The 25,853-nt window shown below is 69.3% G+C and carries 22 protein-coding genes and 1 tRNA gene; 10 read left to right on the top strand and 13 right to left on the bottom strand.

Annotation, left to right across the window (positions count from 1 at the left end):
- Nucleotides 1-2 precede the first annotated feature (2 nt).
- Nucleotides 3-1,826, bottom strand: coding sequence for an EAL domain-containing protein (locus tag ACOQOP_RS17025; RefSeq protein WP_420563004.1), 1,824 nt, complete (start codon nt 1,824-1,826; stop codon nt 3-5).
- Between the two features lie 117 nt (nt 1,827-1,943).
- On the opposite strand from ACOQOP_RS17025, the gene ACOQOP_RS17020 reads away from it, so the two are divergent.
- Nucleotides 1,944-2,348 carry a hypothetical protein gene (locus tag ACOQOP_RS17020; protein ID WP_420563003.1) on the top strand — a complete coding sequence of 135 codons (405 nt, stop codon included), beginning with the start codon at nt 1,944-1,946 and terminating at the stop codon, nt 2,346-2,348.
- Nucleotide 2,349: 1 nt separating this feature from the next.
- Here the strand turns inward: ACOQOP_RS17020 and ACOQOP_RS17015 are convergent, their stop codons facing one another.
- Nucleotides 2,350-3,510 carry an MFS transporter gene (locus tag ACOQOP_RS17015; RefSeq protein WP_420563002.1) on the bottom strand — a complete coding sequence of 387 codons (1,161 nt, stop codon included), beginning with the start codon at nt 3,508-3,510 and terminating at the stop codon, nt 2,350-2,352.
- Between the two features lie 100 nt (nt 3,511-3,610).
- Here ACOQOP_RS17015 and ACOQOP_RS17010 point away from each other — a divergent pair, with 100 nt between their 5' ends.
- Nucleotides 3,611-4,372: an AraC family transcriptional regulator gene (locus ACOQOP_RS17010; protein WP_420563001.1), complete on the top strand. Its 762-nt coding sequence runs from the start codon at nt 3,611-3,613 to the stop codon at nt 4,370-4,372.
- A gap of 6 nt (nt 4,373-4,378) precedes the next feature.
- On the opposite strand, the gene purD is transcribed toward ACOQOP_RS17010, so the two are convergent.
- Nucleotides 4,379-5,650: a phosphoribosylamine--glycine ligase gene (gene purD, locus ACOQOP_RS17005; RefSeq protein WP_420563000.1), complete on the bottom strand. Its 1,272-nt coding sequence runs from the start codon at nt 5,648-5,650 to the stop codon at nt 4,379-4,381.
- Between the two features lie 94 nt (nt 5,651-5,744).
- Nucleotides 5,745-6,755: a class I SAM-dependent methyltransferase gene (locus tag ACOQOP_RS17000; RefSeq protein WP_420562999.1), complete on the bottom strand. Its 1,011-nt coding sequence runs from the start codon at nt 6,753-6,755 to the stop codon at nt 5,745-5,747.
- Nucleotides 6,756-6,862: 107 nt separating this feature from the next.
- Between ACOQOP_RS17000 and xseA the strand changes: the two genes are divergently transcribed.
- Nucleotides 6,863-8,374, top strand: coding sequence for an exodeoxyribonuclease VII large subunit (xseA, locus tag ACOQOP_RS16995; protein WP_420562998.1), 1,512 nt, complete (start codon nt 6,863-6,865; stop codon nt 8,372-8,374).
- Entirely contained in the window at nt 8,374-9,186 is an 813-nt protein-coding gene (locus ACOQOP_RS16990) for a M23 family metallopeptidase (protein ID WP_420562997.1), read from the top strand. The genes xseA and ACOQOP_RS16990 overlap by 1 nt, the downstream gene beginning before the upstream one ends.
- A 1-nt stretch (nt 9,187) precedes the next feature.
- On the opposite strand, the gene lpxK is transcribed toward ACOQOP_RS16990, so the two are convergent.
- The 6 genes from lpxK to ACOQOP_RS16960 form a co-directional block, all read right to left on the bottom strand.
- Complete coding sequence (gene lpxK, locus ACOQOP_RS16985) at nt 9,188-10,156, bottom strand: tetraacyldisaccharide 4'-kinase (RefSeq protein ID WP_420562996.1); 969 nt, start codon at nt 10,154-10,156, stop codon at nt 9,188-9,190.
- Nucleotides 10,153-11,424 (bottom strand): 3-deoxy-D-manno-octulosonic acid transferase, encoded by a 1,272-nt coding sequence (locus ACOQOP_RS16980; protein ID WP_420562995.1) that lies wholly within the window; start codon nt 11,422-11,424, stop codon nt 10,153-10,155. The genes lpxK and ACOQOP_RS16980 overlap by 4 nt, the downstream gene beginning before the upstream one ends.
- Nucleotides 11,421-12,122, bottom strand: coding sequence for a lysophospholipid acyltransferase family protein (locus ACOQOP_RS16975; protein ID WP_420562994.1), 702 nt, complete (start codon nt 12,120-12,122; stop codon nt 11,421-11,423). The genes ACOQOP_RS16980 and ACOQOP_RS16975 overlap by 4 nt, the downstream gene beginning before the upstream one ends.
- Before the next feature lie 121 nt (nt 12,123-12,243).
- Nucleotides 12,244-12,813: a demethoxyubiquinone hydroxylase family protein gene (locus ACOQOP_RS16970; RefSeq protein WP_420562993.1), complete on the bottom strand. Its 570-nt coding sequence runs from the start codon at nt 12,811-12,813 to the stop codon at nt 12,244-12,246.
- A gap of 3 nt (nt 12,814-12,816) precedes the next feature.
- A complete protein-coding gene (locus ACOQOP_RS16965; protein ID WP_420562992.1) occupies nt 12,817-13,305 on the bottom strand; it encodes a disulfide bond formation protein B in 489 nt (162 codons plus the stop codon).
- A complete protein-coding gene (locus tag ACOQOP_RS16960) occupies nt 13,293-13,874 on the bottom strand; it encodes a YqaA family protein (RefSeq protein ID WP_420562991.1) in 582 nt (193 codons plus the stop codon). The genes ACOQOP_RS16965 and ACOQOP_RS16960 overlap by 13 nt, the downstream gene beginning before the upstream one ends.
- Nucleotides 13,875-14,017: 143 nt before the next feature.
- Between ACOQOP_RS16960 and ACOQOP_RS16955 the strand changes: the two genes are divergently transcribed.
- Nucleotides 14,018-14,104: transfer RNA gene (locus ACOQOP_RS16955), tRNA-Leu, on the top strand.
- Between the two features lie 11 nt (nt 14,105-14,115).
- Here the strand turns inward: ACOQOP_RS16955 and ACOQOP_RS16950 are convergent.
- Nucleotides 14,116-15,000 (bottom strand): DMT family transporter, encoded by an 885-nt coding sequence (locus ACOQOP_RS16950; RefSeq protein ID WP_420562990.1) that lies wholly within the window; start codon nt 14,998-15,000, stop codon nt 14,116-14,118.
- A 114-nt stretch (nt 15,001-15,114) separates the two neighbouring features.
- Here ACOQOP_RS16950 and ACOQOP_RS16945 point away from each other — a divergent pair, with 114 nt between their 5' ends.
- Both ACOQOP_RS16945 and ACOQOP_RS16940 read left to right on the top strand, forming a co-directional pair.
- A complete protein-coding gene (locus tag ACOQOP_RS16945) occupies nt 15,115-16,527 on the top strand; it encodes a PLP-dependent aminotransferase family protein (protein WP_420562989.1) in 1,413 nt (470 codons plus the stop codon).
- 140 nt (nt 16,528-16,667) lie between these two features.
- Nucleotides 16,668-17,462: a DUF2189 domain-containing protein gene (locus ACOQOP_RS16940; RefSeq protein ID WP_420562988.1), complete on the top strand. Its 795-nt coding sequence runs from the start codon at nt 16,668-16,670 to the stop codon at nt 17,460-17,462.
- 85 nt (nt 17,463-17,547) lie between these two features.
- Here the strand turns inward: ACOQOP_RS16940 and leuA are convergent, their stop codons facing one another.
- Nucleotides 17,548-19,224, bottom strand: a complete 1,677-nt coding sequence (leuA, locus tag ACOQOP_RS16935) for a 2-isopropylmalate synthase (protein WP_420562987.1) — start codon at nt 19,222-19,224, stop codon at nt 17,548-17,550.
- Nucleotides 19,225-19,612: 388 nt separating this feature from the next.
- On the opposite strand from leuA, the gene ACOQOP_RS16930 reads away from it, so the two are divergent.
- A complete protein-coding gene (locus ACOQOP_RS16930) occupies nt 19,613-20,644 on the top strand; it encodes a lipid A deacylase LpxR family protein (RefSeq protein ID WP_420562986.1) in 1,032 nt (343 codons plus the stop codon).
- Nucleotides 20,645-20,832: 188 nt separating this feature from the next.
- On the opposite strand, the gene ACOQOP_RS16925 is transcribed toward ACOQOP_RS16930, so the two are convergent.
- A complete protein-coding gene (locus tag ACOQOP_RS16925; protein ID WP_420562985.1) occupies nt 20,833-21,594 on the bottom strand; it encodes an AraC family transcriptional regulator in 762 nt (253 codons plus the stop codon).
- Between the two features lie 139 nt (nt 21,595-21,733).
- On the opposite strand from ACOQOP_RS16925, the gene ACOQOP_RS16920 reads away from it, so the two are divergent.
- Nucleotides 21,734-24,652: an FAD-binding and (Fe-S)-binding domain-containing protein gene (locus ACOQOP_RS16920; protein WP_420562984.1), complete on the top strand. Its 2,919-nt coding sequence runs from the start codon at nt 21,734-21,736 to the stop codon at nt 24,650-24,652.
- A 31-nt stretch (nt 24,653-24,683) separates the two neighbouring features.
- Nucleotides 24,684-25,853, top strand: coding sequence for a pyridoxal-phosphate-dependent aminotransferase family protein (locus ACOQOP_RS16915; protein WP_420562983.1), 1,170 nt, complete (start codon nt 24,684-24,686; stop codon nt 25,851-25,853).

The raw sequence follows: 25,853 nt of genomic DNA, 5'->3' as shown, positions 1-25,853 counted from the left end.
CGTCAGCCCAGCCGGCTGACCGCCATCCCGCTGACTGCCTGCTTGGCTTCCTTCTTCAGGCGGGCGATCGCATCCATCACCGTGTCGATCGGCACCTCGTCGCGCCCGGCCCGCAGGTTCAGCAGCCCGGCGCTGACGGTGAGCAGGCCGTAGCGGTTCAACTTGCCGTCGCGGCCGCGCATTTCCAGGAAGCCCCGCTCCCGCGTCTCGGCGTCGTAGAAGCTCTCCACGTCATGGGCGAAGCGCTTGATCAGCCCGGCCACCTGCTCGGTCACCTGGTCGGGATCCTCGCAGCGGAAGCCGGCGAAGAAGTCGTCGCCGCCGATATGGCCGATGAAGGCGTCATGGTCGGCGGCATGCTTCTGCAGTAGCTCGGCGAAGAGCTGGATCGCCCGGTCGCCGTTGCGGAAGCCGTAGGTGTCGTTGAACGGCTTGAAGCTGTCGAAGTCGAAATAGGCCAGCACGACACTGGTCTCCAGATCCTCGAGCGCGTCACTGACCCAGTCGCCGATCGACAGGTTGCCGGGCAGCCGCGTCAGCGGGTTCTGGTCGCGGGCGGCGGCCACCGTCTTCTCATGCAGTACCTTGAGCAGGGCGGTGGAGCTCATGAACCCGGCATAGCGGCCGCGCTCGACCATCAGGATGCCCGGCGCATCGGAGCGGTGGGCGAAGATCTCCAGGATCTTCTCGATCGGCATGTCGACGCTGGCGGTCGGGCAGGAGCGCACCAGGTCGCGCAGGGACCGGCCATAGGCCTTGTTGGCGATGAGGTCGCGGCCGAACGGGGAATAGGCATAGGCCTTCAGGTCGGTATCCCCGACCACGCCGACCGGCACGCCGGCCTGGTCCACCACCGGAATGACGCTCAGGTCCCGGTGCTGGCGGAACATGTCGAAGACCTCGACCATGGGCAGGTCGATCGACATGGTCGGCAGCATCTCCAGATGGCCCTGCAGGCGCGACTTGTCGGTGGAGCGGTTGCGCCGCTCGCGGGCGTTGATGCCCGCGACGATCGGGTAGAGCGACAGGATGTGGTCGAGATCGGTGGTCGGCTTCTGGATCAGGTAGCCCTGGACGTAGTCGAAGCCGAGATCCTTGCAGGTGCGGAAATCCGCCTCGGTCTCAACCCCTTCCGCCACCATGGCGATGCCGAAGACATGCATGATGTCGACCAGCCGGGACAGGAACAGGCGCCGCTTCGGATCGGCCGAGACGCCGTTGACGAAGTAGCGGTCGATCTTCACGAAGTTCGGCTGCAGCTCGTGCAGCAGGCGCAGGCGGGAATAGCCCTGGCCGAAATCGTCCAGCGCCAGCCGCACGCCGGCCCCGGAGATCTGGTGCATGACGGGCAGGGCGTCGTCGCCGGCGACGATGTCCTGGGTTTCCGGGAGCTCCAGGCAGAACCGGTCGGCGCTCAGCCCGCTGGCGGCGATGGCGGCGGCCATGCCGTCGATGATCGTGCGCCCGCCAGAGGCCAGCAGCCGGGCGTCGACGTTCAGGAACAGGATCGCGGTGCGGCTCGGCAGCTTGACGAAGGAATCCACCGCCTTGCGCTGCAGCCGACGCTCGACCTCCTCCAGCACGCCGCACTGATAGGCGGTGTCGAAGAACTCGGCGATCGAGGCGTATCCGGCCTGGTCGACGCCCCGCAGCAGGGCCTCGTATCCGAAGGCGATGCCGGTATCGATGTTGACGATCGGCTGGAACGCGTACACAAGCGTGTTGTCGACGGCCTCAAGCAGGCGCGCGCCCTTGTCGGCCGCATTCTGGTTCGGCGCGGACGCGTCCGTCGTCCCATCGAGAAGGTGTGCGTCAGCTCGATGCATCTGTCTCTCGTCCGCTAAGCTTGACGGGCTGGCGACATGAGACACAGAAATCCCTAACTAAACCTTAATGCCCGTCGGGGATTTTGGCGGTATTTTTCGGAAAAGTTGCACTAGGCGATGGCTGAAGACGTTACCCGGATACACGTGATCTTCGATCTGGCCCGCGAAAGGCTGACTGCCCGCAAGTTTCTGCACGAGATGGCGGAGCAGAACTGGCCGGTGCAGGTGACGGGCGCATCAAAACGTGAAGATTTAGATCCCCGCCACAAGGAGGTTGTGGTCACCGAGCGCATGCGCGCCGCCACCGTCGCCCTGGTTCTGGTGACGCCGATGTCGGGGGTGAGCCGGAACGTGAACGAGGAGGTGAAGTTCGCCAAACGCGCGAACCTGAACCTCGTCGGTGTGCTGGTCGCCGGATCGACGGCGCACACCAACCTGCCGGAGGGGTTGCACCGCTCCCGGGTGGTCGGCTGGGACTGGGGTGCGCTGAAGAAGGAGCTGATGCCGAAGCGGGACGGTTAGGCTAGGCGGGAGCAGGAAGCCGGCGCGCGGCAACGAGCACGACACCGGCGCACAATGCCAGCCCGACGAACTGCATGGAGAAGCCGATCCCGGCGCCGTGCAGCAGGGCGAGCAGCGGGGCGGCGACCGAGCCGACGCCCAGGGACAGCGTGTATTCCACCGAGATGGCCCGGGACCGGATAGCCGGTGCCAGATGCCGGCCCAGCAGCCAGGTGGTGATCGGGATCTCCGCGAACAGGCAGGTCACCGCGAGCAGCGCCAGGGCCAGGGCCGCCCATCCGGTCGCCTGGGACAGGGCGAGGAACAGGACGGCCTGGGCGGCGAGCAGGGCGCTCAGGACCGGGCGCGCGCCGATCCTGTCCAGCAGTTCGCCCACCGGGAGCTGCGCGACCGCCGCCACCGCGAAGACCAGCCCGGTGGACAGGCCGATCCAGGCGAGATCGGTGCCGTCCCGGGCCAGACGCTCGTCCAGGAATTTCGGCGGGGCGATGGTGACCAGGTTGAAGATCAGCCCGCCCAGCAGGGCCGAGACGCAGACCACGGCGAAGACCGACTTCTCCTGCGACCTGTCGACAGGGCCCTGCGCGGCGACCGTCCGTGCCGTGTGCCGGCGGTCGCCGCGCAGGCCGGCCCGCGCCAGGAGCAGCCCGCCGAGCAGCAGCGAGGCCCCGCCGGGAACGGCGAAGGCGGCCTGCCATCCCCAGGCCTGCGCCAGCACGCCCGTCGCCGCGGCCGCCCCCGCCAGGCCGAGATTGCCGAACACGCCGTTGACCGCGAGGGCCCGTCCTGCCCGGGTGCCGCCTTCGGCGAGCAGGGCGAGGCCGACGGGGTGGTAGATCGCGGCGAACAGGCCCAGCGCGCCGAGACCGATGGCGAGGCCGGTCGGGCCGTCCGTCAGGGAGATCCCGACACCGGCGGCGCCGATGCCGAGGTAGAAGACCGCGATCAGGGCCAACCGGTCGAGCCGGTCCCCCAGCCAGCCGGCCGGCAGGGTTCCGAGCGCGAAGGCGGCATAGAGCGGCGAACCGGTCAGCATCACGTCGGCGAAGCTCATCCCCCAGGCGGGAGCGATGGCCAGGGCCGCGGTCGGAAGGATCAGCAGCGCGTAATGGGTCAGGAAATGCGCGGCGTTGACGAAGAGCGACAGCTCGATGCGGGACATGGCGGCCTCGGCGGGAGTGGGTGTTGCAGCCTGCCGCGGGCCTCTCCTACTGTCTGTCGATAATATGTCCGATACTGATCCTCAGATGCCAGATCCGGAGATGCCAGATCCCGAGATGCCGGACGCCGGCCGGCCCGACGTGGTCGGCTTCGCGCTGACCTATGGCTCCGGTACTGCGATCGAGCCGCACACCCATCCCGCCCATCAGCTTATCCACGCCATCTCCGGCGCCATGCGGGTGGTGGCGGATGGCGGGATCTGGTTCCTGCCGCTCGGCCGGGCCCTGTGGATCCCGGCGGGGATGGAACACGAGATCCGCTGCGACGGAGAGGTGGGCATGCGCACCGCCTATCTGAGCCCGGCCTGTCCGGTGGCGCTCCCGGAGGTGCGGATGGTCGCCGTATCGCCGCTGTTGCGCGAAGTGCTCGTCCGGCTCGCCGAAGGGACCGACGCGGGAGTGCGTCCGGCGCTGCTCTATATCCTGTTGCACGAGATGGCGGGGGCTGGACTGCCGCCGCTGCGCCTGCCGGCACCGGCCGATCCGCGCATCGCGACCCTGGTGACCCATCTCAACACCGAGCCGGCGAGCCAGGTCACGCTGGCGCAATGGGCGAAGCGCCTGGGCTTCTCCGAGCGCAGCCTGATCCGGGCGATCCGGGCGCAGACCGGCATGACGTTCCGCGACCTGCGGCGCCAGTCCCGGATCCTGGTGGCGGTCGAACGGCTGTGCGAGGGACGGGCGATCACGGCCGTGGCCTATGACGTGGGTTTCGAGACGCCGAGCGCCTTCGCCCATGCCTTCCGCGCGGTCACCGGCCGGACGCCGCGCTCCTTCGTGGCCGAGGCGCGGAAGAGCGCCTGAACGTCGTCAGGCCTTCAGCGCCCGCCAGGCGATGTCGCGTCGGCAGAATCCGCCCGGCCAGTCGATCCCGTCCACCGCCGCATAGGCCCGTGCCCGGGCCTCGGCCGCGTCCTTGCCGATGGCGGTGACGCCCAGCACCCGGCCGCCGGTGGCAAGCAGGCTGCCGTCCTCGCCCCGGGCCGTACCGGCGTGGAACACCACCACGTCGTCATTCTCGACCGCCTCGGTGCCGGCGATGACCGTGTTCTTCTCGTAGGACCCCGGATAGCCGTTGGCGGCCATGACCACGCAGAGCGCGGTCTCCTCGTGCCAGCGCAGGTGGAAGTGGCCGATCTGCCCGTCCGCGGTGGCGATCAGGGCGGACAGGAAGTCGCCCTTCAGCCGCAGCATCAGCGCCTGGCATTCCGGATCGCCGAAGCGGACGTTGTACTCGATCAGCTTGGGTCCGGCGTCGGTGATCATCAGCCCGGCGAACAGCACGCCGCGGAAGGTCCGGCCCTCCGCCGCCATGCCGGCGACGGTGGGCTCGATGATTTCCTTCACGATCCGCGCGGCCATGGCGTCGTCGACCACCGGGGCCGGGGAATAGGCGCCCATACCGCCGGTGTTCGGGCCGGTATCGCCGTCACCGACCCGCTTATGGTCCTGGGCGCCGGCCAGCGGCAGGATCGCCTTGCCGTCGGTCAGCGCGAAGAAGCTGGCCTCCTCGCCGATCATCCATTCTTCCACAACGATCTCGGCCCCGGCCTCGCCGAAGGTCCGGTCGGCCATGATCGCGTCCACCGCCTCAAGCGCCTGGTCCAGCGTCTCGGCCATGATCACGCCCTTGCCGGCGGCGAGCCCGTCGGCCTTGACCACGATGGGCGCGCCCTGCTGGCGGATATAGGCCTTGGCGGCCTCGGCGTCGGTGAAGCGGCCATAGGCGGCGGTGGGGATGTTGTGGCGGGCGCAGAAATCCTTGGTGAAGGCCTTGGAGCCTTCCAGCACGGCGGCCGCGGCGGTCGGGCCGAAGGATTTGATCCCGGCGGCATCCAGCCTGTCGACCAGCCCGGCGACCAGTGGCGCTTCGGGGCCGACGACGACGAAGTCGATGGCGTTCTCCTGGCAGATCGCCACCAGCGCGTCGTGGTCGTCGACGGAGATCGGCACGCATTCCGCCTCGCGGGCGATGCCGGCATTGCCCGGGGCGCAGAACAGCTTCGTCACCAGGGGCGAGGCGGCAATGGCCCAGCACAGGGCGTGCTCGCGCCCGCCGGAACCCACGACCAGAATGCGCATGTCAGGCTTCTCCAAGTCCGATCCGTCGTCCCGCCGCCGGCGCGGCCCCGGCGGCAGGCGCGGACCATACGCCGAGCCGCCGGGCCATGCCACTTCATCGTGACCGCTTCGGCACGGCCAGCAGCATCTCCTGGCGCAGGAGCGTCGGTCGGGCCGCCAGCCGGTCGGCCGTGACCCGCCAGGCCGGCTCCGCCACCGTGTCGAAACCCGCGCCGTCCAGCCAGTGGATGAGCCAGGGCAGGGAGACCGGCTCCGGGTTGCGGTGCCGCGCCGGATCGACGGCGGCCTCGTCCTCCGGCGGGCAGGCATGCAGCTCGAACAGGATCGGCGCCCCCAGCCCTGTCAGCGCCTCCAGCGCGGGAACCAGCGCGTCGAAATGATAGATCAGCCCCAGGGCGCAGATCGCGTCCACCCGGTCAAAGCGCGGGTCGCCGAGGCGCAGACGGGCGAGGATCCCCGGCAGTTCCTGTGCCGGGCCGAGCTGGACCGTGATCCGGTCCTGCAGGTCGCCCATGGCGGCGAAGGTCGCCGTGCGCAGGACCATGGTCACCGCGATATCCAGGGCGAGCACCCGGGCGCCTGTTCTGGCGAGGTTCAGCGCGAAGAATCCGTCGGCGCAGCCCGCATCGACGATCACCCGATCCTGCAGGCTGCCGCCGCACGCTCGCTCCAGGAGCGGGCGGGCGAGGTCCCATTCGGCCCGATGATAGGCGCCGGTGGCATCGGGTGCGTTGCTGCGTCGTGGCGGGGGAGGGCCGTCCATGCCGGGCAGGTCGAGCGGGTGGTAGTAGCCCCGGTCGTCGAGCGCCCGCACCATCAACCGGTCGAACGCGGCCTTGGTGCGAGGCACCAACTCGGGAACCAGGGGACGCGGCTGCGCATTCTCCACCCAGCGGGGCGAGATCGCCGCGACCGCGGCCAGGACCTTGTCGGCCTCGCGGCGGATGAGGGTCTCGGGCGACGCCTCGGCCAGCCAGGCGGTGGCGGAGAGGAAGTCCGCGGTCCGGGAGAGTTCGGCATGGACCGGCAGGCCGTTCTGCTTGGCCAGTGCGCCGGCGGCCCGGAAGTCGCCGTTCATGACGTGTCGGATGATGGCGCTGTTCATTTGATCTTCCATTGGTTGTGATGTCCTTGAGAATGATGCGGGAATGAACGGCTGGCCCTGAAATCGTCGGCGGTGACGGCGGCGGTCGATCGGTGTTACGGAGACTCATGGAAGACGCAGCCCCCCCTTCAGGCCCGGACTCGGCCGGCAACCTTCCGGAGTTCTCCGTCGGCGAGATCAGCCTGGCGGTGAAGCGCACCGTGGAATCCAGCTTCGAGCGGGTGCGGGTGCGCGGCGAGGTCTCGCGGCCCATGCGCGCCGGATCGGGCCACGTCTATCTGACTCTGAAGGATGAGAACGCGGTCCTCGACGCGGTGTGCTGGCGCGGGGCGGCGCAGCGCCTGTCGATCCAGCCCGAGGACGGGATGGAGGTCATCGCCACCGGCAAGCTGACCACCTATCCCGGCCGCTCCAAGTACCAGATGGTCATCGAGCAGATGGAGCTGGCGGGCGAGGGCGCGCTGCTCAAGCTGCTGGAGGACCGGCGCAAGCGGCTGGCGGCCGAAGGGCTGTTCGATGCCGACCGCAAGCGGCCGATCCCGTTCCTGCCGACCGTGATCGGCGTCGTCACCTCGCCGACCGGAGCGGTGATCCGCGACATCCTGCACCGGCTGACCGATCGGTTCCCGGTGCATGTCATCGTCTGGCCGGTGCTGGTCCAGGGCGAGGGCGCGAAGGACCAGGTGTCCCGCGCCATCCGCGGCTTCAACAGCCTGCCGGCGCAGGGCGGCCCGATGCCGCGGCCGGACCTGCTGATCGTCGCGCGCGGCGGCGGCAGCCTGGAGGATCTCTGGGCGTTCAACGAGGAGGAGGTGGTGCGCGCCGCCGCCGCCTCGGAGATTCCGTTGATTTCCGCGGTCGGCCACGAGACCGACACGACTCTGATCGACTTCGCCAGCGACCGCCGGGCACCGACGCCGACCGCGGCGGCCGAGATGGCCGTGCCGGTGCGCGCCGACCTGATCGCCCGGATCGCCGAGGACACCGCCCGGCTGACCGGGGCGGTCAGCCGCCGCCTGAACGAGGGGCGCACGATCGTGTCCGGTCTGGCCCGTGGCCTCGGCGACCCGGGTGCGCGCATCGAGCAGGCGCAGCAGCGGCTGGATTATGCCTCCGGCACGTCGCAGAGCCGCATCACCGCCCTGCTCGACCGGCTGAAATACGCGGTCGACCGGCCGATCCCGTCGCCGGCGGAGATCCTGGCCCGCACCCGGGGTCGGTTCGACACGGTGGCGCGCGGGCTGCGGGTCGGCCCGATCGAGCGCTCCATCGCCGAAGGCGAGCGGGACCTCGCCCGGCTGCTGCGCGGTGCCGGCTCGGCCTATGGCCGCCGGGTGAAGAGCGAGGAGGACCGGTTGATCGCGCTCGGCAAGCTGCTGGACGCCAATTCCTTCGAGCGGGTGCTGGAACGCGGTTTTGCGCTCGTGCGCGACGAGAATGGAGCACCCGTGAAGGCTGTCGCCGAGACCAGCGCCGGCCAGACCGTCTCCCTGCGGTTCCGCGACGGCGAGACGTCCGCCGTGATCGGCAGCGGGAGCGGCGGTGCGAAGCCGAAGCCCAAGGCCAAGCCAGCCCCCGCCTCTGCGCCCGACACCCCGACTCAGGAGACCCTGTTCTGATGCGCCGGCTGCTCGCGATTGCCTGCCTCGTGCTGCTGTCCGTGGCGGCGCGGGCCGAGACCTCCTTCAACGGCGCTTTCACCCAGGGCGGCATCGTCTTCGGCCAGACCGAGCCCGGCACAAGGCTGGTGCTCGACGGGATCCCGGTGCAGGTGGATGGCGACGGGGTGTTCGTCTTCGGCTTCCACCGTGACGCGCCGGCCGCCTCCACCCTGGTGATCACCGCGCCGGACGGGACGGTGGAGACCCGGACGCTGGAGGTGGCGCCACGGGAGTTCCAGGTCCAGCGGATCGACGGGCTGCCGGAGAACATGGTGACGCCGCCCCAGGAGGTGCTGGACCGGATCAAGCGCGACCAGGAGGAGGTCCAGGCGGCGCGGGCGACGGACAGGCCGGAGACGGACTTCCGCTCCGGCTTCATCTGGCCCGCCACCGGCCGGATCTCCGGCGTCTACGGTAGCCAGCGGATCCTGAACGGCCAGCCGCGCCAGCCGCATTACGGCATCGACATCGCAGCACCGAAGGGCACGCCGGTGGTGGCGCCGGCCGACGGACTGGTGACCCTGGCGGCGACGGACCACTACTACACCGGCGGCACCCTGATCCTCGATCACGGCCACGGGCTGTCCAGCACCTTCATCCATCTGGACACCGTCGCGGCAAAGGTGGGCGAGCACATCAAGCAGGGGGCGGTGATCGGCACGGTCGGCGCCACCGGCCGGGCGACCGGGCTGCATCTGGACTGGCGGATGAACTGGTACGACCGGCGGCTCGATCCGGCCTTCGTCGTGCCGCCGATGCCGGGCCAGTAGTTTACGGCGCGATGTCATCCAGCAGGGCGGTCACCGCCGCCGGGTCCTGCCAGGACAGCGACACCGCCACCACCGTCACCATCGCCCGCGCCTGCGGCGGCAGGCGGACCGCGTCCTTCGCGGTGGTCACCGGAACGGCGTCCTGAGCCACCGCGCGCTCCACCAGCTCCATCACCTCCAGCGGACGATAGGGGTGATGGTCGTCGAAGGCTCGGAAGCCGATCACCTCGGCACCGAGGCCGGTCAGGGTCTCGCGGAACTTCTCGGGGCGGCCGATGCCGGCGAAGCCCAGCACCTTGCGGTCGCGCAGGTCGAGGGCCGAGGGGGCCGGCTCCAGGACGCCGCGCAGAACCGGGCGCCGGCCGCCGACCTTGTCGGCGATGCCCGTTCGATCCTCGCCGATCAGGACCACCGCGGCTGATTTCTCCAGGGCCCGGTCCCAGGGCTCGCGCAGTGGGCCGGCCGGCATGAGGCGGCCATTGCCGATCCCCGCCCCGCCATCGACCACCAGCAGGGAGAGGGTCGGCGCCAGGGACGGATTCTGCAGGCCGTCATCCATGACGATGACCTCCACGCCCTCGGACTCCAGAAGCCGGGCGCCGGCCGCCCGGTCGCGGGCGATCACCGTCGGCGCGGCCGCGGCCAGCAGCAGCGGCTCGTCGCCCACATCGGCGCTGGTATGCACCGCCGGATCGACCCGCACCGGCCCCGTCAACGCGCCGCCATGCCCGCGGGACAGCAGGCCGACCCGCCTGCTGCGGGCGATCAGTTCCCCGGCGACGGCCAGCACGGTCGGTGTCTTGCCGGCCCCGCCCGCGGTGGCATTGCCGATGCAGATCAGCGGCACGCCCGGCCGGTAGGGCGTGGTGGTGGCCCGGCGGATCTCGGCCCCCAGGCGCCAGAGCCAGCTCGCCGGGGTCAGGGCAGCAGCCGGCCAGCCGCCGGTCGCCCAGAAGCCGGGGGCCTTCACCCGGTCGCTCCGGGGAGGAGGGACGACAGCGCGTCGAGGATGCGGGCGAGCCCGGCGCGGCCTTCGGCGGCGACCTCCCTGGCCCGCGCCGCCATGTCGGCCGCGGTCTCCGGGTCGTCCAGCAGGCTTCCCACCGTCTCGGCCAGGCTCGTGGCGTCCCGGACCTCCCGCGCCCCGCCGGCGGCGAGCAGGGCGTCGGCGGCGTCCCGGTTGTTGGGGATCAGCGGGCCGAAGACCAGGGCGGTGCCGCAATGGGCCGGCTCGATCGGGTTGTGCCCGCCGACCGGGACCAGGGAGCCGGCCAGGAAGGTCACCGGAATGGCGCTGTAGAAGCCGGCGATCTCGCCCATCGTGTCGGCCAGGTAGACCGCCGTCTCCGGCGTCACCGGTTCGTCGGCGGAGCGTCGCGCCAGGGTCAGGCCGCGTCCCTGGGCCAGACCGGCGATCTCGTCCCCCCGGCGGGTATGGCGCGGCACGATCATCGTCAGCAGGTCCGGCCGCGTCGCCGCGAGCCGGGCATGGGCGTCCAGCACCACCGCGTCTTCCCCCGGATGGGTGCTGGCGGCGAGCCAGACGGGCCGGCCGCCGATGCTCGCGCGGAGGTCCTCGGCCAGGGCGGCATCCACTTCCGGCGGATCGCCGGCGGCCTTGAGGTTTCCGGCATAACGCACGTCGGCGCAGCCCAGGGCGGCGAAGCGGCGCGCCTGATCCTCACTGGCCGCCAGCACCAGGTCGAAGGCGTCGAACAGGGGCCGGGCGAGCCAACCCATGCGCCGCCAGCGCTGGAAGGCGCCGACCGACAGCCGTCCGTCGACGATGGCCAGGGGGATGCCGCGGGCGTCCGCCTCGGTCACCAGGGTCGGCCAGAGGTCCGACTCCATCCAGATCCCCAGATCCGGTCGCCAATGGTCGAGAAACCGGGCGACCCAGGCCGGCCGGTCGACCGGCACGAACTGGTGGATCACCTCCGCGGGCAGGCGCTTGCCCATCGCCTCTGCCGAGGTGGTGGTGCCGGTGGTCATCAGCAGGGTGAGGTCCGGCCGGCGGTCGCGCAGGGCGCGGATCAGCGTCAGCAGCCCGACCGCCTCGCCGACGCTGGCGGCATGCAGCCAGACCAGCGGGCCCTCGGGCCGGGGCCGGTCGGCAATCCCGCGTCGCTCGTCCAGGCGGGCGGGATCCTCCTTGCCGCGGGCCACCCGGCGATCCAGATAGGCGTCGATCGCCGGGCCGAGGGCGGTCGCGAGGCCCTTGTACAGCGGCAGGATCATGTCGGACCGCCGTGCTTGGGCGGGGCAGGCGTGATCGGCTCCAGGCCGAGATGCCGGTCGGCGGCGTCGGTCACCGCCGTCAGCGCCGCTTCCACCCGCAGGCGGGCCTCCTCCCGGTCGTCCGCCTCGGCGATGCGGATCGGCGCGCCGATCTTCGTCACGCCCCTGGTGAAGGGCAGCGGAAACAGGAACCGGTCCCAGGACCCGACCTGGATGCGCGGGCGCGAGCTGCAGGCGACGGGCAGGACCGGGAGGCCGGTCCGCCGCGCCGCCTCGACCACGCCGGGCTGGCAGCGCATGCGCGGTCCGCGCGGGCCGTCCGGGGTGATCGCCACCGGATAGCCGTCCTTCAGCGCCCGCAGGATGCCGCGCATGGCGTTCATGGGATTGCGCCGGGTCGATCCCTCGATCGGCACGGTGATGAAATCGGACAGGGCGTCGCCCAGCATGCGGCCGTCGCCATGGGAGGAATGGACCATCGCCAGCGGCCGACCGACCTCCCACGCACTGGCGATCAGGCCCAGCCGGTTATGCCAGAACACCGCCAGGAAGGGTCCGCCGTCGGCGAGGATCGCCTTGGTCTCCGGATCGATGTGACGGTCCATGCGGATGGTCGCCAGCAGCAGGCGGATATAGGCGCGCAGCACCGCGATCAGGACGGTGCGGCCGATATCGCTGCGGATGAGGGATTTCAGCATGGGGTTACGGCGACGCTCGATACGGACAGGGCCCGGATCGGGCCTTGCCGTCGGCTTCTACCATGCACGGGCGCGCTCCGCATGGATAAGGCGCCGGTGAGATGGGGCGGGCGGCAGGGTGTCAGACGCGCTCGCTCAGCCAGATCGCCAGGCGCGATCCGGCGGCGATCGCCGCCCGCATCACCGGATAGCCGACGGTGTCCTCGCCGCCATGGGCCCGGCCGATATCGGCATGCTCGGCCTCCTCGGCCCGGAAGGTCTCGATCGTCTGCTTCAGCTCCGCCTCGTCCTCGCCCAGGGACTCGTACTGGCGGCGGTAGTGGTCGTCGATCACCTCTTCCACCGCGATGGTGCAGGCCATAGCGGCCTTCTCGCCCATCAGCGCGGTACCCGCCCCCAGGGCGTAGCCGGCGATGTTCCAGAACGGATGCAGCAGGGTCGGCCGGGCGCGGCGCTCGACCATCAGCTTCTCGAAGGCGGCGAGGTGCCTCTCCTCCTGCTGCTGCATGTGGCGGATGGTCTTGCCGCAGGGCCGGCGGCCGAGCACGGCGAGCTGGCCCTGGTAGATCCGCTGGGCGCCGAACTCGCCGGCATGGTCGACCCGCAGGATGCGGTCGATCTGCGCCCGCTTGGACAGGTCCCCCGGGAGGCGGCGGGCCGTAGTGCGTTGCTTGGCGGCGGTCTCGGTCATCGTTCAGGCTCCCGGTCCGGCTTCCGTCTTCATCAGCATGGCGCGGATCGCCACGACGGCAACCCCCAGCGCATAGAGCAGGTTCCATCCTGCCATCGAAATGCCGAACAGCGAGAACGCCACCTCGTCGCAGCGCACGATGGGGGCGTTCATGATCTGGGCGCGCAGGGCGTTCAGGTCGGTGGCCCCGGAGGTCGAGCCGCAGCCGGACGTGCCCTCCCACCAGCCCTGCTCTACGCCGACATGAAAGCCGCCGATGCCGCCGGACACCAGGACGGCCAGGATCGCGAGCCCGGTCAGCACCCGCGCGAGCGTGGCGTTGCGATGCAGTACGAAGGCCGCGAGACCGAGCGCGATCGCGGCCAGATAGGGCCAGCGCTGCCAGATGCAGAGCACGCAGGGCTGCAGGTCGAAGCCGTATTGGGAGACCAGGGCGGCGAGCAGGGCGACGGTCGCGGCTCCGGCGACGAAGAGCGGGATCAGAATAGCCATTTGATCGCCACGAACCCTCCCAGCAGGAGCACGAAGAAGACGGTGGTGATCAGCCCGAGATGCTTCTCCAGCACCCGGCGGATCGGCGGTCCGAAATACCACAGCAGGCCGGCCACCGCGAAGAACCGCAGGCCGCGGGCCAGCACCGAGGCGATGATGAAGACCAGAATATCGAGCCGCGTGACCCCGCTGGCGATGGTGATCACCTTGTAGGGGAAGGGGGTGACCCCGGCGCCGAACACGACCCAGGCGCCCCAGTCGTTATACATGCCGGCGAAGTCGTCGAACTTGTCGGCCTTGCCGTAGAGTTCGAGGATCGGCTGGCCGATCGCCTCGAAGAACAGGCTGCCGATGGCGTAGCCCAGCAGGCCGCCCAGCACCGAGGCGATGGTGGTGATCAGCGCGATCCGCCAGGCCTTCGACCGGTCGGCCAGGATCATCGGCACCATCATGACGTCGGGCGGGATCGGGAAGATCGAACTCTCCACGAAGGAGACGAGGGCGAGCCAACGCTCCGCATGCCGGTGGCCGGAGACCCTGAGGGTCCAGTCGTAGAACGGACGGAGCATTCGGGGCCTCGGCATGGTGGCGGCGGGTGTGCGCTGCGGATACCAGCCGGCGACTGGGGCGGCAAGATGGCATGGTTGAAGGGGGCTTGGCGCGATCCGATTGACCGGGTGTCACGCGCTCGGCATAGTGCGGCCCGCCCGGCGCCCCCGTGGCGGAATTGGTAGACGCGACAGACTCAAAATCTGTTTTCCGCAAGGAAGTGTCCGTTCGAGTCGGACCGGGGGCACCAGAGCGACTTCCCTATCTCGAGAATCTCCGCGCCCCGACCACGCAGGCGACCACGCCGAGCGTCAGGGCCAGCATCGTGATGCTCACCGCCTCACCGAGCAGCAGTGCCGCCAGGGCCAGGCCGAAGAACGGCTGCAGGAGCTGGAGCTGGCCCACGGCCGCGATCCCGCCCAGGGCCAGGCCCCGGTACCAGAACACGAAGCCGATCAGCATGCTGAACAGGGAGACATAGGCGAGCCCGGTCCAGGCCGCCGCATCCACATGCCCGAAGTCCGCCGGCAGGGTCGCCCAGGTCAGGGCCAGCATCGCCGGCAGCGACAGCACCAGGGCCCAGGAGATGACCTGCCAACCGCCGACCGTGCGGGACAGCCGGCCACCCTCGGCATAGCCGAGGCCGCAGACCACGATCGCGGCCAGCATCAGCGGATCGCCCCAGGTGATCGACCCGATCCCCTGGGCCAGGGCGTAGCCGACGACCAGGGCGGCGCCCAGGACCGAGAACAGCCAGAAGCCCGGCCGCGGCCGCTCGCCCGCCCGCAGATACCCGAAGGTGGCGGTCGCCAGCGGCAGCAGGCCGATGAACAGGATCGAATGGGCCGAGGAGACGTATTGCAGGGCCATGGCGGTCAGCAGCGGGAAGCCGACGACGACGCCCAGAGCGACGATCGCCAGGGAGGGCAGGTCGCTGCGGGAGGGCCGGCGCTGGCGCAGGGCGAGCAGGAGGGCGAGGCCGAGAAGCCCGGCGATCGCCGCCCGCGCCGCGGTGAGAAACACCGGGTCGAAGGCCATCACCGCCACCCGGGTCGCCGGCAGGGATCCGGAGAAGATCACCATGCCGAGAAAGCCGCTGATCCACCCGCTGGTAACGGCTGTTCCGTCTATCCTGTCCGTCGCCATCTTGGTCCTCACCGTATCGAAGCTCCGGGGCAGGTGTCGCGCGATCGGCCTCGACCGGCCAGAGACAGTGCAGTACAATTCGGACGAACTGTATCGGGTGAGTGAGCAGCACGGATGGACACGTCTTCCGCCCTCGTGACCGGCGACCGGTCGTCCGGCACCCGCATCGAGGCGGTGATGGCGGCCGTGCGGGCCCGGGTCGGCGCGCGCAGTCTGGCGCCGGGCGCCCGGCTGCCCTCGGTGCGGGCGCAGGCCAGGGCGATGAAGGTGTCGGTCTCCACGGTGGTGGAAGCCTATGAGCGGCTGGCGGCGGAGGGGCTGATCCGCGCGCGGCCCGGCTCCGGCTTCTATGTCTGCGGCCCGGTCGCCCCGCTGGCCCTGGCCGAACTCGGGCCGAAGGTGGAGCGGGAGGTCGATCCGCTCTGGATCTCGCGCCAGTCGCTGGAGGCGGGGGACGACGTGCTGAAGCCCGGCTGCGGCTGGCTGCCGGCCTCCTGGATGCACGAGGACGGCATGCGCCGGGCGCTGCGGGCGGTGGCCCGGGCCGGGGGCGAGACCCTGTCGGACTACGGCACGCCGCTGGGTCTGCCGGCCCTGCGCCAGGTTCTGGCCCGAAGGCTCGCCGGCCTGGGCGTCACCGCCGCCCCGGAGCAGATCATGCTGACCGATTCCGGGACCCAGGCGATCGACCTGATCTGCCGCTTCCTGATCGAGCCGGGCGATACCGTGCTGGTCGACGATCCCTGCTATTTCAACTTCCACGCCCTGTTGAAGGCGCACCGGGCCCGGGTGGTGGGGGTGCCCTATACGCCGACCGGGCCGGATGTGGAGGCCTTCGCCGCGGCCCTGGAGGCGCACCGGCCCCGGCTCTACATCACCAATTCGGCGATCCACAATCCGACCGGCGCGGTCCTGTCGCCGGCGGTCGCCCATCAGGTGCTATCCCTGGCCGAGCGCTCGGACCTGGTGATCGTCGAGGACGACATCTTCAGCGATTTCGAGCACAGCCCCGCCCCGCGTCTCGCCGCCTTCGACGGGCTGTCGCGGGTCATCCACATCTCCAGCTTCTCCAAGACCCTCTCAGCCTCGGTGCGCTGCGGCTATGTGGCGGGCCGGCCCGACTGGATCGAGAGCCTGTGCGACCTCAGGATCGCCACCACCTTCTCCGGCAGCCGCCTCGCCGCCGAGGCGGTGCTGTTCGCGCTCACCGAAGGCGGCTATCGCCGGCACATGGACGGGCTGCGCCAGCGTCTCGCCGCGGCGATGGAGCGGACGGTCGCCCGGCTCGGCGACCTTGGCGTGACGCCCTGGATCACACCGACGGCCGGCATGTTCGTGTGGTGCCGCCTGCCGGAGGGGCTGGATGCGGCGGAGGTGGCGCGGTCCGCCCTGGCCGAGGGGGTGGTGCTGGCGCCGGGCAACGCGTTCAGCCAGTCGCGCACCGCCCGCGGCTTCCTGCGCTTCAACGTGGCCCAGTCATCGGATCCCAGACTGTTCGCGGTGCTGAAGCGGGCGCTGCGCCCCTGACCGGAGGCCTGGAACCGCGGACCGGCCGGGCGTAAACTTGACGAAAATAATCGCCGGCGCGTCGGGAGAGACACCCGAGCCGAGGCAAAGGTTGGGCGGCCGCCGGTCGGGCGGCGACGCCCTGGAAGGGGGTGAACGCCATGAGCACCGATCAGCAGCATGTGCAGGCATCGGCGGTCCCACGTCTGGATGTGCGGGCCGCGGGCTTCGACGATATCCGGGCGGCGCTTGGGGCCGGCATCCGGGACATGACGGCCTCGCCGGTCCTCAGCCTGTTCTTCGGCCTGGTCTGCGCCCTGTTCGGCGCGGTCCTGCTGTCGAGCCTGGTGGTGTTCGACCAGGTCCTGATCGCCATCGCCGCCGGGGTCGGATTCCCGCTGGTGGCGCCGTTCCTGGCGGCCGGTCTCTACGAGATCTCGCGCCGGCGCAGCCGGGGGCTGGACTACCGCGCGTCGGACATTTTCCTGGTGGTCTTCGCCCAGCAGCGCCGGCAGCTCGGCTGGATGAGCTTCGTGGTGCTGTTCGTGTTCTGGATGTGGGCGTATCAGGTGCGGCTGGTGATGGCCCTGACCCTGGGCTATCGCGGCGTCGGCTCTTGGGAGGCGTTCACCGACGTGCTGCTCACCACCTCGGAGGGTGCGTCCTTCCTGATCGTCGGCACCATCGTCGGCGCCGTGCTGTCCACGATCCTGTTTTCGCTGACCGTGATTTCCATGCCGCTGCTGCTGGACCGGGAGATCGACTTCATCACCGCGATGATCACCAGCGTGAAGACCGTGCTGGCCAGCCCGGCGGTCATGCTGATCTGGGGGGCCGCCGTCGGGGCGCTGACCCTGGCGGCGATCGCTCCCGCCTTCCTCGGCGTGATCGTGATCTTCCCGATCCTCGGCCACACCACCTGGCACCTGTACGACCGGCTGGTATTCGAGAAATAGCCGCCGGCAGAAAGAGGCTGCGGAAACGAAAAGGGCGGGCGCGGGACCGTCCCGCACCCGCCCGAGTGTCGGACCTGCCGGCCGGTTACAGCCGGTTACACGCGCTCACCACCGCCTTGATCGGCGCCAGGGTGATGTCGGTGTCGATGCCCACTCCGAAGATGCTGGTGCCGCTCTCGTCCGGCACCTTGAGCTCGATATAGGCCGCCGCCTCGGCGTCGGAACCGACCGAGCGGGTGTGCTCCACATAGTCCTTGAGCTTGAACTTCAGCCCGAACTCCTTGCGCATCATGTGCGAGAAGGCGTTGACCGGCCCGTTGCCCTGGCCGGTGACCGTCTTCTCCACCCCGTTATCGGTGAGTACGGCATTGACCTCGACCACCTGGTTCGAGCCGGGGACGCGGCGGGACTCGAAGGAGATCAGGTTGAACCGGCCTTCCGGCTGGGTGACGTATTCCTTCTCGAAGGCGTTCCAGATCTCCTGGCTGGAGATCTCCCGGCTGCTCGCGTCGGTCAGCCGCTGGATGACCTGGCTGAACTGGGCCTGCCATTCCTTGGGAAGCCGGATGTGGTGGTCGTTCTCCAGCACATAGGCGATGCCGCCCTTGCCGGACTGGGAGTTGACCCGGATCACCGCCTCGTAGTCGCGGCCGATATCGTGCGGGTCGATCGGCAGGTAGGGGACCTCCCACACGCCGCTGTTCGCCGCCTTGATCGCCTTCATGCCCTTGTTGATGGCGTCCTGGTGCGAGCCGGAGAAGGCCGTGTGCACCAGCTCGCCGGCATAGGGATGGCGCGGGTGGATCGGCAGCTGGTTGCAGTATTCCGCGGTCTCCATCAGGCCGTTGATGTCGGAGAAGTCCAGCTTCGGATCCACACCCTGCGTGAACAGGTTCAGGCCCAGGGTGACGATGTCCACGTTGCCGGTGCGCTCGCCATTGCCGAACAGGGTACCTTCCACCCGGTCGGCCCCGGCCATTACCGCCAGCTCGGCCGCCGCCACGCCGGTACCCCGGTCGTTGTGCGGATGGACCGACAGGCAGATCCGGTCGCGCCGGCTGAAGTTCCGGTGCATCCACTCGATCTGGTCGGCATAGATGTTCGGCGTCGACATCTCCACCGTGGACGGCAGGTTGAGAATGATCTTGTTGTCGACGACCGGCGCCCAGATATCCATGACCGCCTCGCAGACCTCCAGGGCGTAGTCCAGCTCGGTGCCGGTGAAGCTCTCCGGCGAGTACTGGAGCTGCACGTTCTGGCCGGCCAGCATGTCCAGCCGGTCGCGCACCATGACCGCGCCGTCGGTGGCGATCTTCTTCACCCCGGCCTGGTCCTCCTGGAACACCACCCGGCGCTGCAGTTCGGAGGTGGAGTTGTACAGGTGGATGATGACGTTCTTGGCGCCGACCACGCTCTCGAAGGTGCGCTGGACCAGGTGCTCCCGCGCCTGGGTCAGGACCTGGATGGTGACGTCATCGGGGATCAGGTTCTCCTCGATGAGCTGGCGCACGAAGTTGAAGTCGGTGTCGGAGGCCGAGGGGAAGCCCACCTCGATCTGCTTGAAGCCCATCTTGACCAGGGCGTCCCACATTCGGCGCTTGCGGGGGCCGTCCATCGGGTCGACCAGGGCCTGGTTGCCGTCGCGCAGATCGACCGAGCACCAGATCGGCGCGGTGTCGATCACCTTGTCCGGCCAGCTCCGCTTCGGCAGGTCGACCTGGGCGTAGGCGCGGTACTTGTGGATCGGCATTCGGTTCAACATCGTCTTTCCTCCTGGGGCGCGCCGCCGGTCCGCTCCCTCTCTCTGGACACGGGTTTCGCGGGCGGGCGCCGGATTATCGTCGCTCTCGTCTGCTGGTTTGTGTCGCCGCCACGCCACAGGTGGAATAAATTTCGAACGCACCTCGAGCGCTCGGAATTTTCGATACCTGTCGGGGGTCAGTGCCGATCATCGGTCGGCCTCAATGGAACCTTGGGGTGGACGCGTGGGGGCGAACGAATCTGTCCCGGTCTCTCCTAGAGAGCCGGGCAAATAAGTCGCAGGCCGAGCGTCGCGGTTCCGAACATCATGCCGGCAGTTGAGCCACAAGCGCGTCTTACGGTCAAGTCCGGACTGGCGCATCCCGTCGCAGCAACGTATGAGTCGGCCCATGCGCAAAATCATCTACGCCCTGCTCCTGACCCTTCCCGCGATACCGGCCGTCGCCGACGAGAAGCCGAAGGAAAAGGAAGTCGATCCCGACGAGTCGGTTCTCAGCTTCACGCTGGAGAACGACCTGCCCGCCAATACCGACCAGTACTATACGAACGGCTTCCGCTTCACCTGGACCAGCGAGGTGAACAACGTGCCGAACGTGGTGCGCAGCGGCTCCGAGCCGCTGCTGGGGACCGGCGAGAAGACCCGCTGGCAGGCGACCTTCGGCCAAAACCTGTACACCCCCCAGGACATCAAGCTGGAGAACCCGCCGGCGGACGACCAGCCCTATGCCGCCTGGCTTTACGGCTCGGTCGGCGTGATCACCGACGAGCCCTATGAGCGCGACAGCCGGTTCTCGCGGGTGCAGACCTCCGCCCTGCTGTCGCTCGGTGTCGTCGGGCCGCTGGCGCTGGGCGAGGAGGTGCAGGATTTCGTGCACGACCTGATCGGCTCGCCCGATCCCCAGGGTTGGGACCACCAGCTCAACAACGAGCCGGCGGTCCTGCTGATGGTGCAGCGGCGCTGGGTCTTCGGCGCGCCGCTGGCCAGTTACGGCGGCCTGCGGGTCGACGCGGCACCGCATACCACGGTGGCGCTGGGCAACGTGTTCACCCACGGGGCCGCCGGCATCACCTTCCGCCTTGGCGATCCGCCAGAAGGCGATTACGGCCCGCCGCGCATCCAGCCGGCCAGCCCGGGCTCCGACTTCTTCGGCGAGGTGACCGGTGGCGACCAACTCGGCTGGTATGTGTTCGCGGGTGCGGAGGGGCGTGCTGTCGGCCGCAACATCTTCCTCGACGGCAACACGTTCGAGGACTCCCCCAGCGTCGACAAGAACATCTTCGTCGGCGAGCTGTCGGCCGGTGCTGTGCTGACCTACGACGACTTCCGCATCGCCTACACCCACGTGATCCGCAGCCCCGAATTCGAAGGCCAGAACGGACCGAGCGTGTTCGGCGGCATCACGGTCGGCTGGCGGTTCTAGGGGGGGGCGCACCAGCCTCTATCGCTGCTCTTCCGTCTTCCTGGTCGTTGTGCCGATACCGCCGCATCAACAAATTCACACTCCCCGGATTCATTCCGGGGCAATCCCATCCGCCGCTCCCGAACGTTCTGAGAGCGCGCAAGCTCGTGGGCTCGGCCCGGAATAAATCCGGGCAGTGAGCGTTGGGGTTAACTTCCTGCCAAGCGCTGGAACTGACCCGGCGTCACCTGGAACGCCTTGTGAAACGCGGCGACGAAGGCGCTGGACGTCGCGTACCCCGCCTCGAAAGCCACGTCCGTCACCCGCTCGCCGGTGAGAAGTTTTTCCGCCGCCACCGTCAGCGCCAGATACCGGCGCCAGTCGCGGTAAGTCAGCCCCGTCTCCGCCTGCACCCGGCGGCGCAGGGTGCGCGGGCTGATCGCCAGGATGTCGCCCCATTCCTCCAGCGAGCGTTCATCCGACGGATCGGCCGAGACCGCGTCGGCGATCCGCGCCACCGCCGGGTCGCCCGGCCGGGGCAGGCGCACGCTCACCCCCGGGGCCGGGCGCACCAGCGCCAGGGCGGCCCCCGCCACCGTGGTCCAGGCCCGGTCCAGCCGTTCCCGGTCGTAGGTCTCGGCCAGCCAGGTCACCATGTCGGCCAGCGGTGTGCCCTGTTCCACCGCACTCGGGCTGTCGGGTAGCGCCCCCGCCCCGTCGTCGCGCACGAAGAGGCTGCGCATGGAGCGCTCTTCCGGCGCGAGCGAGCGGTGCGGCGTGCCCGCCGGCAGCCAGAGCACGCTGCCCCGCGGCACCAGCCAGACCCGCTGCGGCGTCTCCACCCGCATCACCCGGGCGAGCGTCAGGGCGAGCTGGCCCCGGTCGTGGGTGTGCCAGGGCACGCTGGCGCCCGGTGCGAAGGACGCGGCATGGCCGATCACCGGCGTGTCGGTCTCCTCGTGACCGCTCACCGGATCGCGTCCCGATCCACTGTCCTGTCCGCTCGGCGACATCCGTTGTCCGCTCGCTTGGTATCGTCGGCCCTATCCTGACGTTAGATTAGCACGCAACGAAACGCATAAGGGGCAGTGTTCCCGAAGGGTGACGACGATGGCGGATGCAGCGACGCGGATCGGCGATTCCGCCCTGGCCGAGCGGCTGGGACGCGAGATCGAGGGCGAGGTGAAGTTCGACGCCTTCACCCGCGGCCGCTATTCGACCGACGCCTCCATCTACCAGGTCGAGCCGATCGGCGTGGTCATCCCGAAGACCGAGAACGACCTGCGCGCCGCCGTGCATATCGCCGAGATGGAGGGCATCCCCCTGCTGCCGCGCGGCGGCGGCACCTCGCAATGCGGCCAGACGGTGAATACCGCCCTGGTGCTGGACTGCACCAAGTACCTGCGCGAGATCGTGGACTACGACGAGGAGACCCAGGAGGTCACCGTCCAGCCGGGCATCGTGCTCGACCACCTGAACGCCTGGCTGAAGCCGAAGGGGCGGATCTATCCGGTCGACATCTCCACCTCCTCGCGGGCGACCATCGGCGGCATGGCGGCCAACAATTCCTGCGGCGGCCGCTCGATCCATTACGGCATCATGGTCGACAACGTGTCCGCCATCGACGCCATTCTGATGGACGGCACCGAGGCCCGGTTCGACCGGGTGCCGGGCAATCTGGGAGAACTCTCCGGCCCGGCGCGCTACCGTGACCTGGTGCAGCAGATCCGCGCCATCGCCGAGCGCGAGCAGGGCGAGATCGATGCCAACATCCCCAAGCTGATGCGCAAGGTCGGCGGCTACAACCTGGACCGGGTGGTGGCCCGGGACGCGGCGGGCGGCCACAACATGGCCTCGCTGCTGGTCGGCTCGGAGGGCACGCTGGCCCTGTCGCGACGTCTCAGGCTGAAGACCCATGCGATTCCGAAGCACCGGGTAGTGGGCGTGTGCCACTTCCCGACCTTCCACGCCGCCATGGAGAACACCCAGCATCTGGTGACGCTGAAGCCGTTCGGGGTCGAGCTGATCGACCGCACCATGATCGAGCTGGCCCGCGAGATCCCGATGTTCCAAGCGGCCATGCGCGAGTTCGTGCAGGGCGAGCCGGACGCCCTGCTGCTGGTCGAATTCGCCGGCGACGAGAAGGCGCCGCTGCTGGCCAAGCTGAATGACCTTGAGACCATGATGGCCGATCTCGGCTTCCCCGGCGCCGTCGTGCGGGCGGAGGATCCGGGGCTGCAGGCGCGGATCACCGAAGTGCGCCAGTCCGGCCTGAACATCATGATGTCGATGAAGAGCGACGGCAAACCGGTCTCCTTCATCGAGGATTGCGCGGTGCCGCTGGAGCATCTGGCAGACTACACCGCGCGGCTGACCGACGTGTTCACCAAGCACGGTACCAAGGGCACCTGGTACGCCCATGCCTCGGTCGGGACCCTGCATGTGCGGCCGATCCTGAACATGAAGGACGGCGGCGACGTGAAGAAGATGCGCGCCATCGCCGAAGAGGCGTTCGAGATGGTGCGGGAGTACAAGGGCTCCCATTCCGGCGAGCATGGCGACGGCATCGTGCGTTCGGAATTCCACCGCTCCATGTTCGGCGACCGGGTGGTCGACGCCTTCGCCGAGGTCAAGCAGGCCTTCGATCCCAAGGGGCTGATGAACCCGGGCCGGATCGTGAACCCGCCGAAGATGGACGACCGCTCCCTGTTCCGCTTCAAGCCTGGCTATACGGCGGTGAACCCGGACACCCGCTTCGACTGGTCCGCCTGGGGCGGGCTCTCCGGTGCGGTGGAGATGTGCAACAACAACGGTGCCTGCCGGAAGCGCGACCCGGGCGTCATGTGCCCGAGCTTCCGGGCCACCGGCGACGAGCAGCATCTGGTGCGCGGCCGGGCCAATACCCTGCGCCTTGCGCTCTCCGGCCAGCTCGGGCCGGAGGCGCTGACCGACCCTGCCCTGAAGGAGACGCTGGATCTCTGCGTCGGCTGCAAGGGCTGCAAGCGGGAATGCCCGACCGGCGTCGACATGGCGAAGATGAAGACCGAGGTGCTTGGCCAGTACGTCAAGCGCCACGGGTTGTCGACCAAGGACCGGCTGATCGCCGAGATGCCGCGCTATGCCGAGGCGGCGAGCCGCTTCTCCTACCTGGCCAACCTGCGCGATGCGGTGCCGGGGGCGGCCTGGCTCAGCGAGAAGATTTTCGGATTTGCCAAGGAGCGGACGCTACCGCACTGGAGTTCGACCCCATTCCGCGGCTCGGAGGTATCAGACCGCCCGGTGGCCGACGGCCGCGAGGTCGTGCTCTTCGCCGACACCTTCAACACCTATTTCGAGCCGGAGAACCTGCGCGCCGCCGTCGCGGTGCTGGAGGCGGCCGGCTACACGATCCACGTCATCGACCCGGTCCCGGCGGGCGGCCGTCACCTGTGCTGCGGGCGCACCTATCTCGCGTCAGGCCTGATCGAAAAGGCGGAAGGCGAGATGACCCGCCTTGTGGACGCCTTCGGCCCCTTCGCCGAGCGCGGGGTTCCCATCGTCGGGCTGGAGCCGTCCTGTCTGTTCACCCTGAAGGACGAGCTGCCCTCGCTGCTGCGCGAGCGGGCCGGCAAGGTGCCGGAGATGGCGATGCTGTTCGAGGAGTTCATCGCCCGCGAGTCCTCGGCCGGGCGGCTCGAAGGGCTCAAGCTCAAGCCGATCGGGGCCAAGGCACTGGTCCACGGCCATTGCCACCAGAAGGCCTTCGCCGCCATGGGTCCGTTGCAGACCGCGCTCAAGCTGATCCCCGGCCTCGACGTCTCCGTCATCGAGTCGAGCTGCTGCGGCATGGCCGGCGCCTTCGGCTACGAGAAGGAGCACCTGGACGTCTCTATGAAGATGGCCGAGCTCAGCCTGCTGCCGGCGGTCCGGGCGGCCGATCCGGACACCATCCTCGTCGCCGACGGCACCTCGTGCCGCCACCAGATTCACGACGGCGCGCAGCGCGAGGCGGTTCACGTCGCCCGTGTGCTGGAACGCGCGCTCGTCTGACCAGAACAGAACCCTTTAGGAGGAACACCCCATGGCCCATCGCGCCGGCCCCCATTTCCTGCAGATCCCCGGTCCCTCCAACGTGCCGGGCCGCATCCTGCGCGCCATCGAGCGTCCGACCATCGACCATCGTGGTCCGGAATTCCAGGCGCTGGCCAAGGAGGTGCTGGAGAAGATCAAGCCGATCTTCAAGACCAAGAACCCGGTGATCATCTTCCCTGCCTCGGGCACCGGCGCCTGGGAGGCCGCCCTGGTCAACACGCTGTCGCCCGGCGACAAGGTTCTGATGGTCGAGACCGGCCAGTTCTCCACCCTGTGGGTCGAGCTCGCCACCCGCATTGGCCTGAAGCCGGAGGTGATCGAGGGCGACTGGCGCCGCGGCGTCGACCCGGCCGAGGTGGAGGCGCGCCTGTCCAAGGACAAAGGCCACGAGATCAAGGCCGTGTGCTGCGTCCACAACGAGACCTCCACCGGCGTGACCTCCCGCATCCCCGAAGTGCGCAAGGCGATCGACGCGGCCGGGCACCCGGCGCTGTTCATGGTCGACACGATCTCCGGCCTGGCCTCGGCCGACCTGCGCCATGACGAGTGGGGGATCGACGTCACCATCTCCGGCTCGCAGAAGGGCCTGATGCTGCCGCCGGGGATCAGCTTCAACGCGGTCAGCGACAAGGCGCTGGAGGCGTCCAAGTCCTCGAAGATGACCAAGTCCTACTGGGACTGGTCGTCGCAGATCGGCCAGAACCCGACCGGCAACTTCCCCTATACCCCGAACACCAACCTGCTCTACGGCCTCAAGGAGGCCTGCGACATGCTGATGGACGAGGGGTTGGACAACGTCTTCGCCCGCCACGAGCGCCATGCCGAGGCCACCCGCCGCGCCGTGCGCCAGTGGGGCCTGGAGATCCAGTGCCAGGACACCCGCGAATACTCCCCCGTCCTGACCGGCGTGGTGATGCCGGAGGGCCATGACGCCGACGCGGTGCGCAAGGTGATCTTGGAGAAGTTCGACATGTCGCTCGGCGCCGGCCTCGGCAAGGTGAAGGGCCGGATGTTCCGCATCGGCCATCTCGGCGATTTCAACGACCTGATGCTGTGCGGCACCCTGTCGGGCTGCGAGATGGGCCTGCGGATGGCCGGCGTGCCGATCCAGACCGGCGGTGTCCAGGCGGCGCTCGATTATCTGAGCGGGAACGCCTGA

This window comes from Thalassobaculum sp. (assembly GCF_965223715.1).
Taxonomy (GTDB): domain Bacteria; phylum Pseudomonadota; class Alphaproteobacteria; order Thalassobaculales; family Thalassobaculaceae; genus Thalassobaculum.
This window is presented reverse-complemented; position numbering and strand designations above follow the sequence as displayed.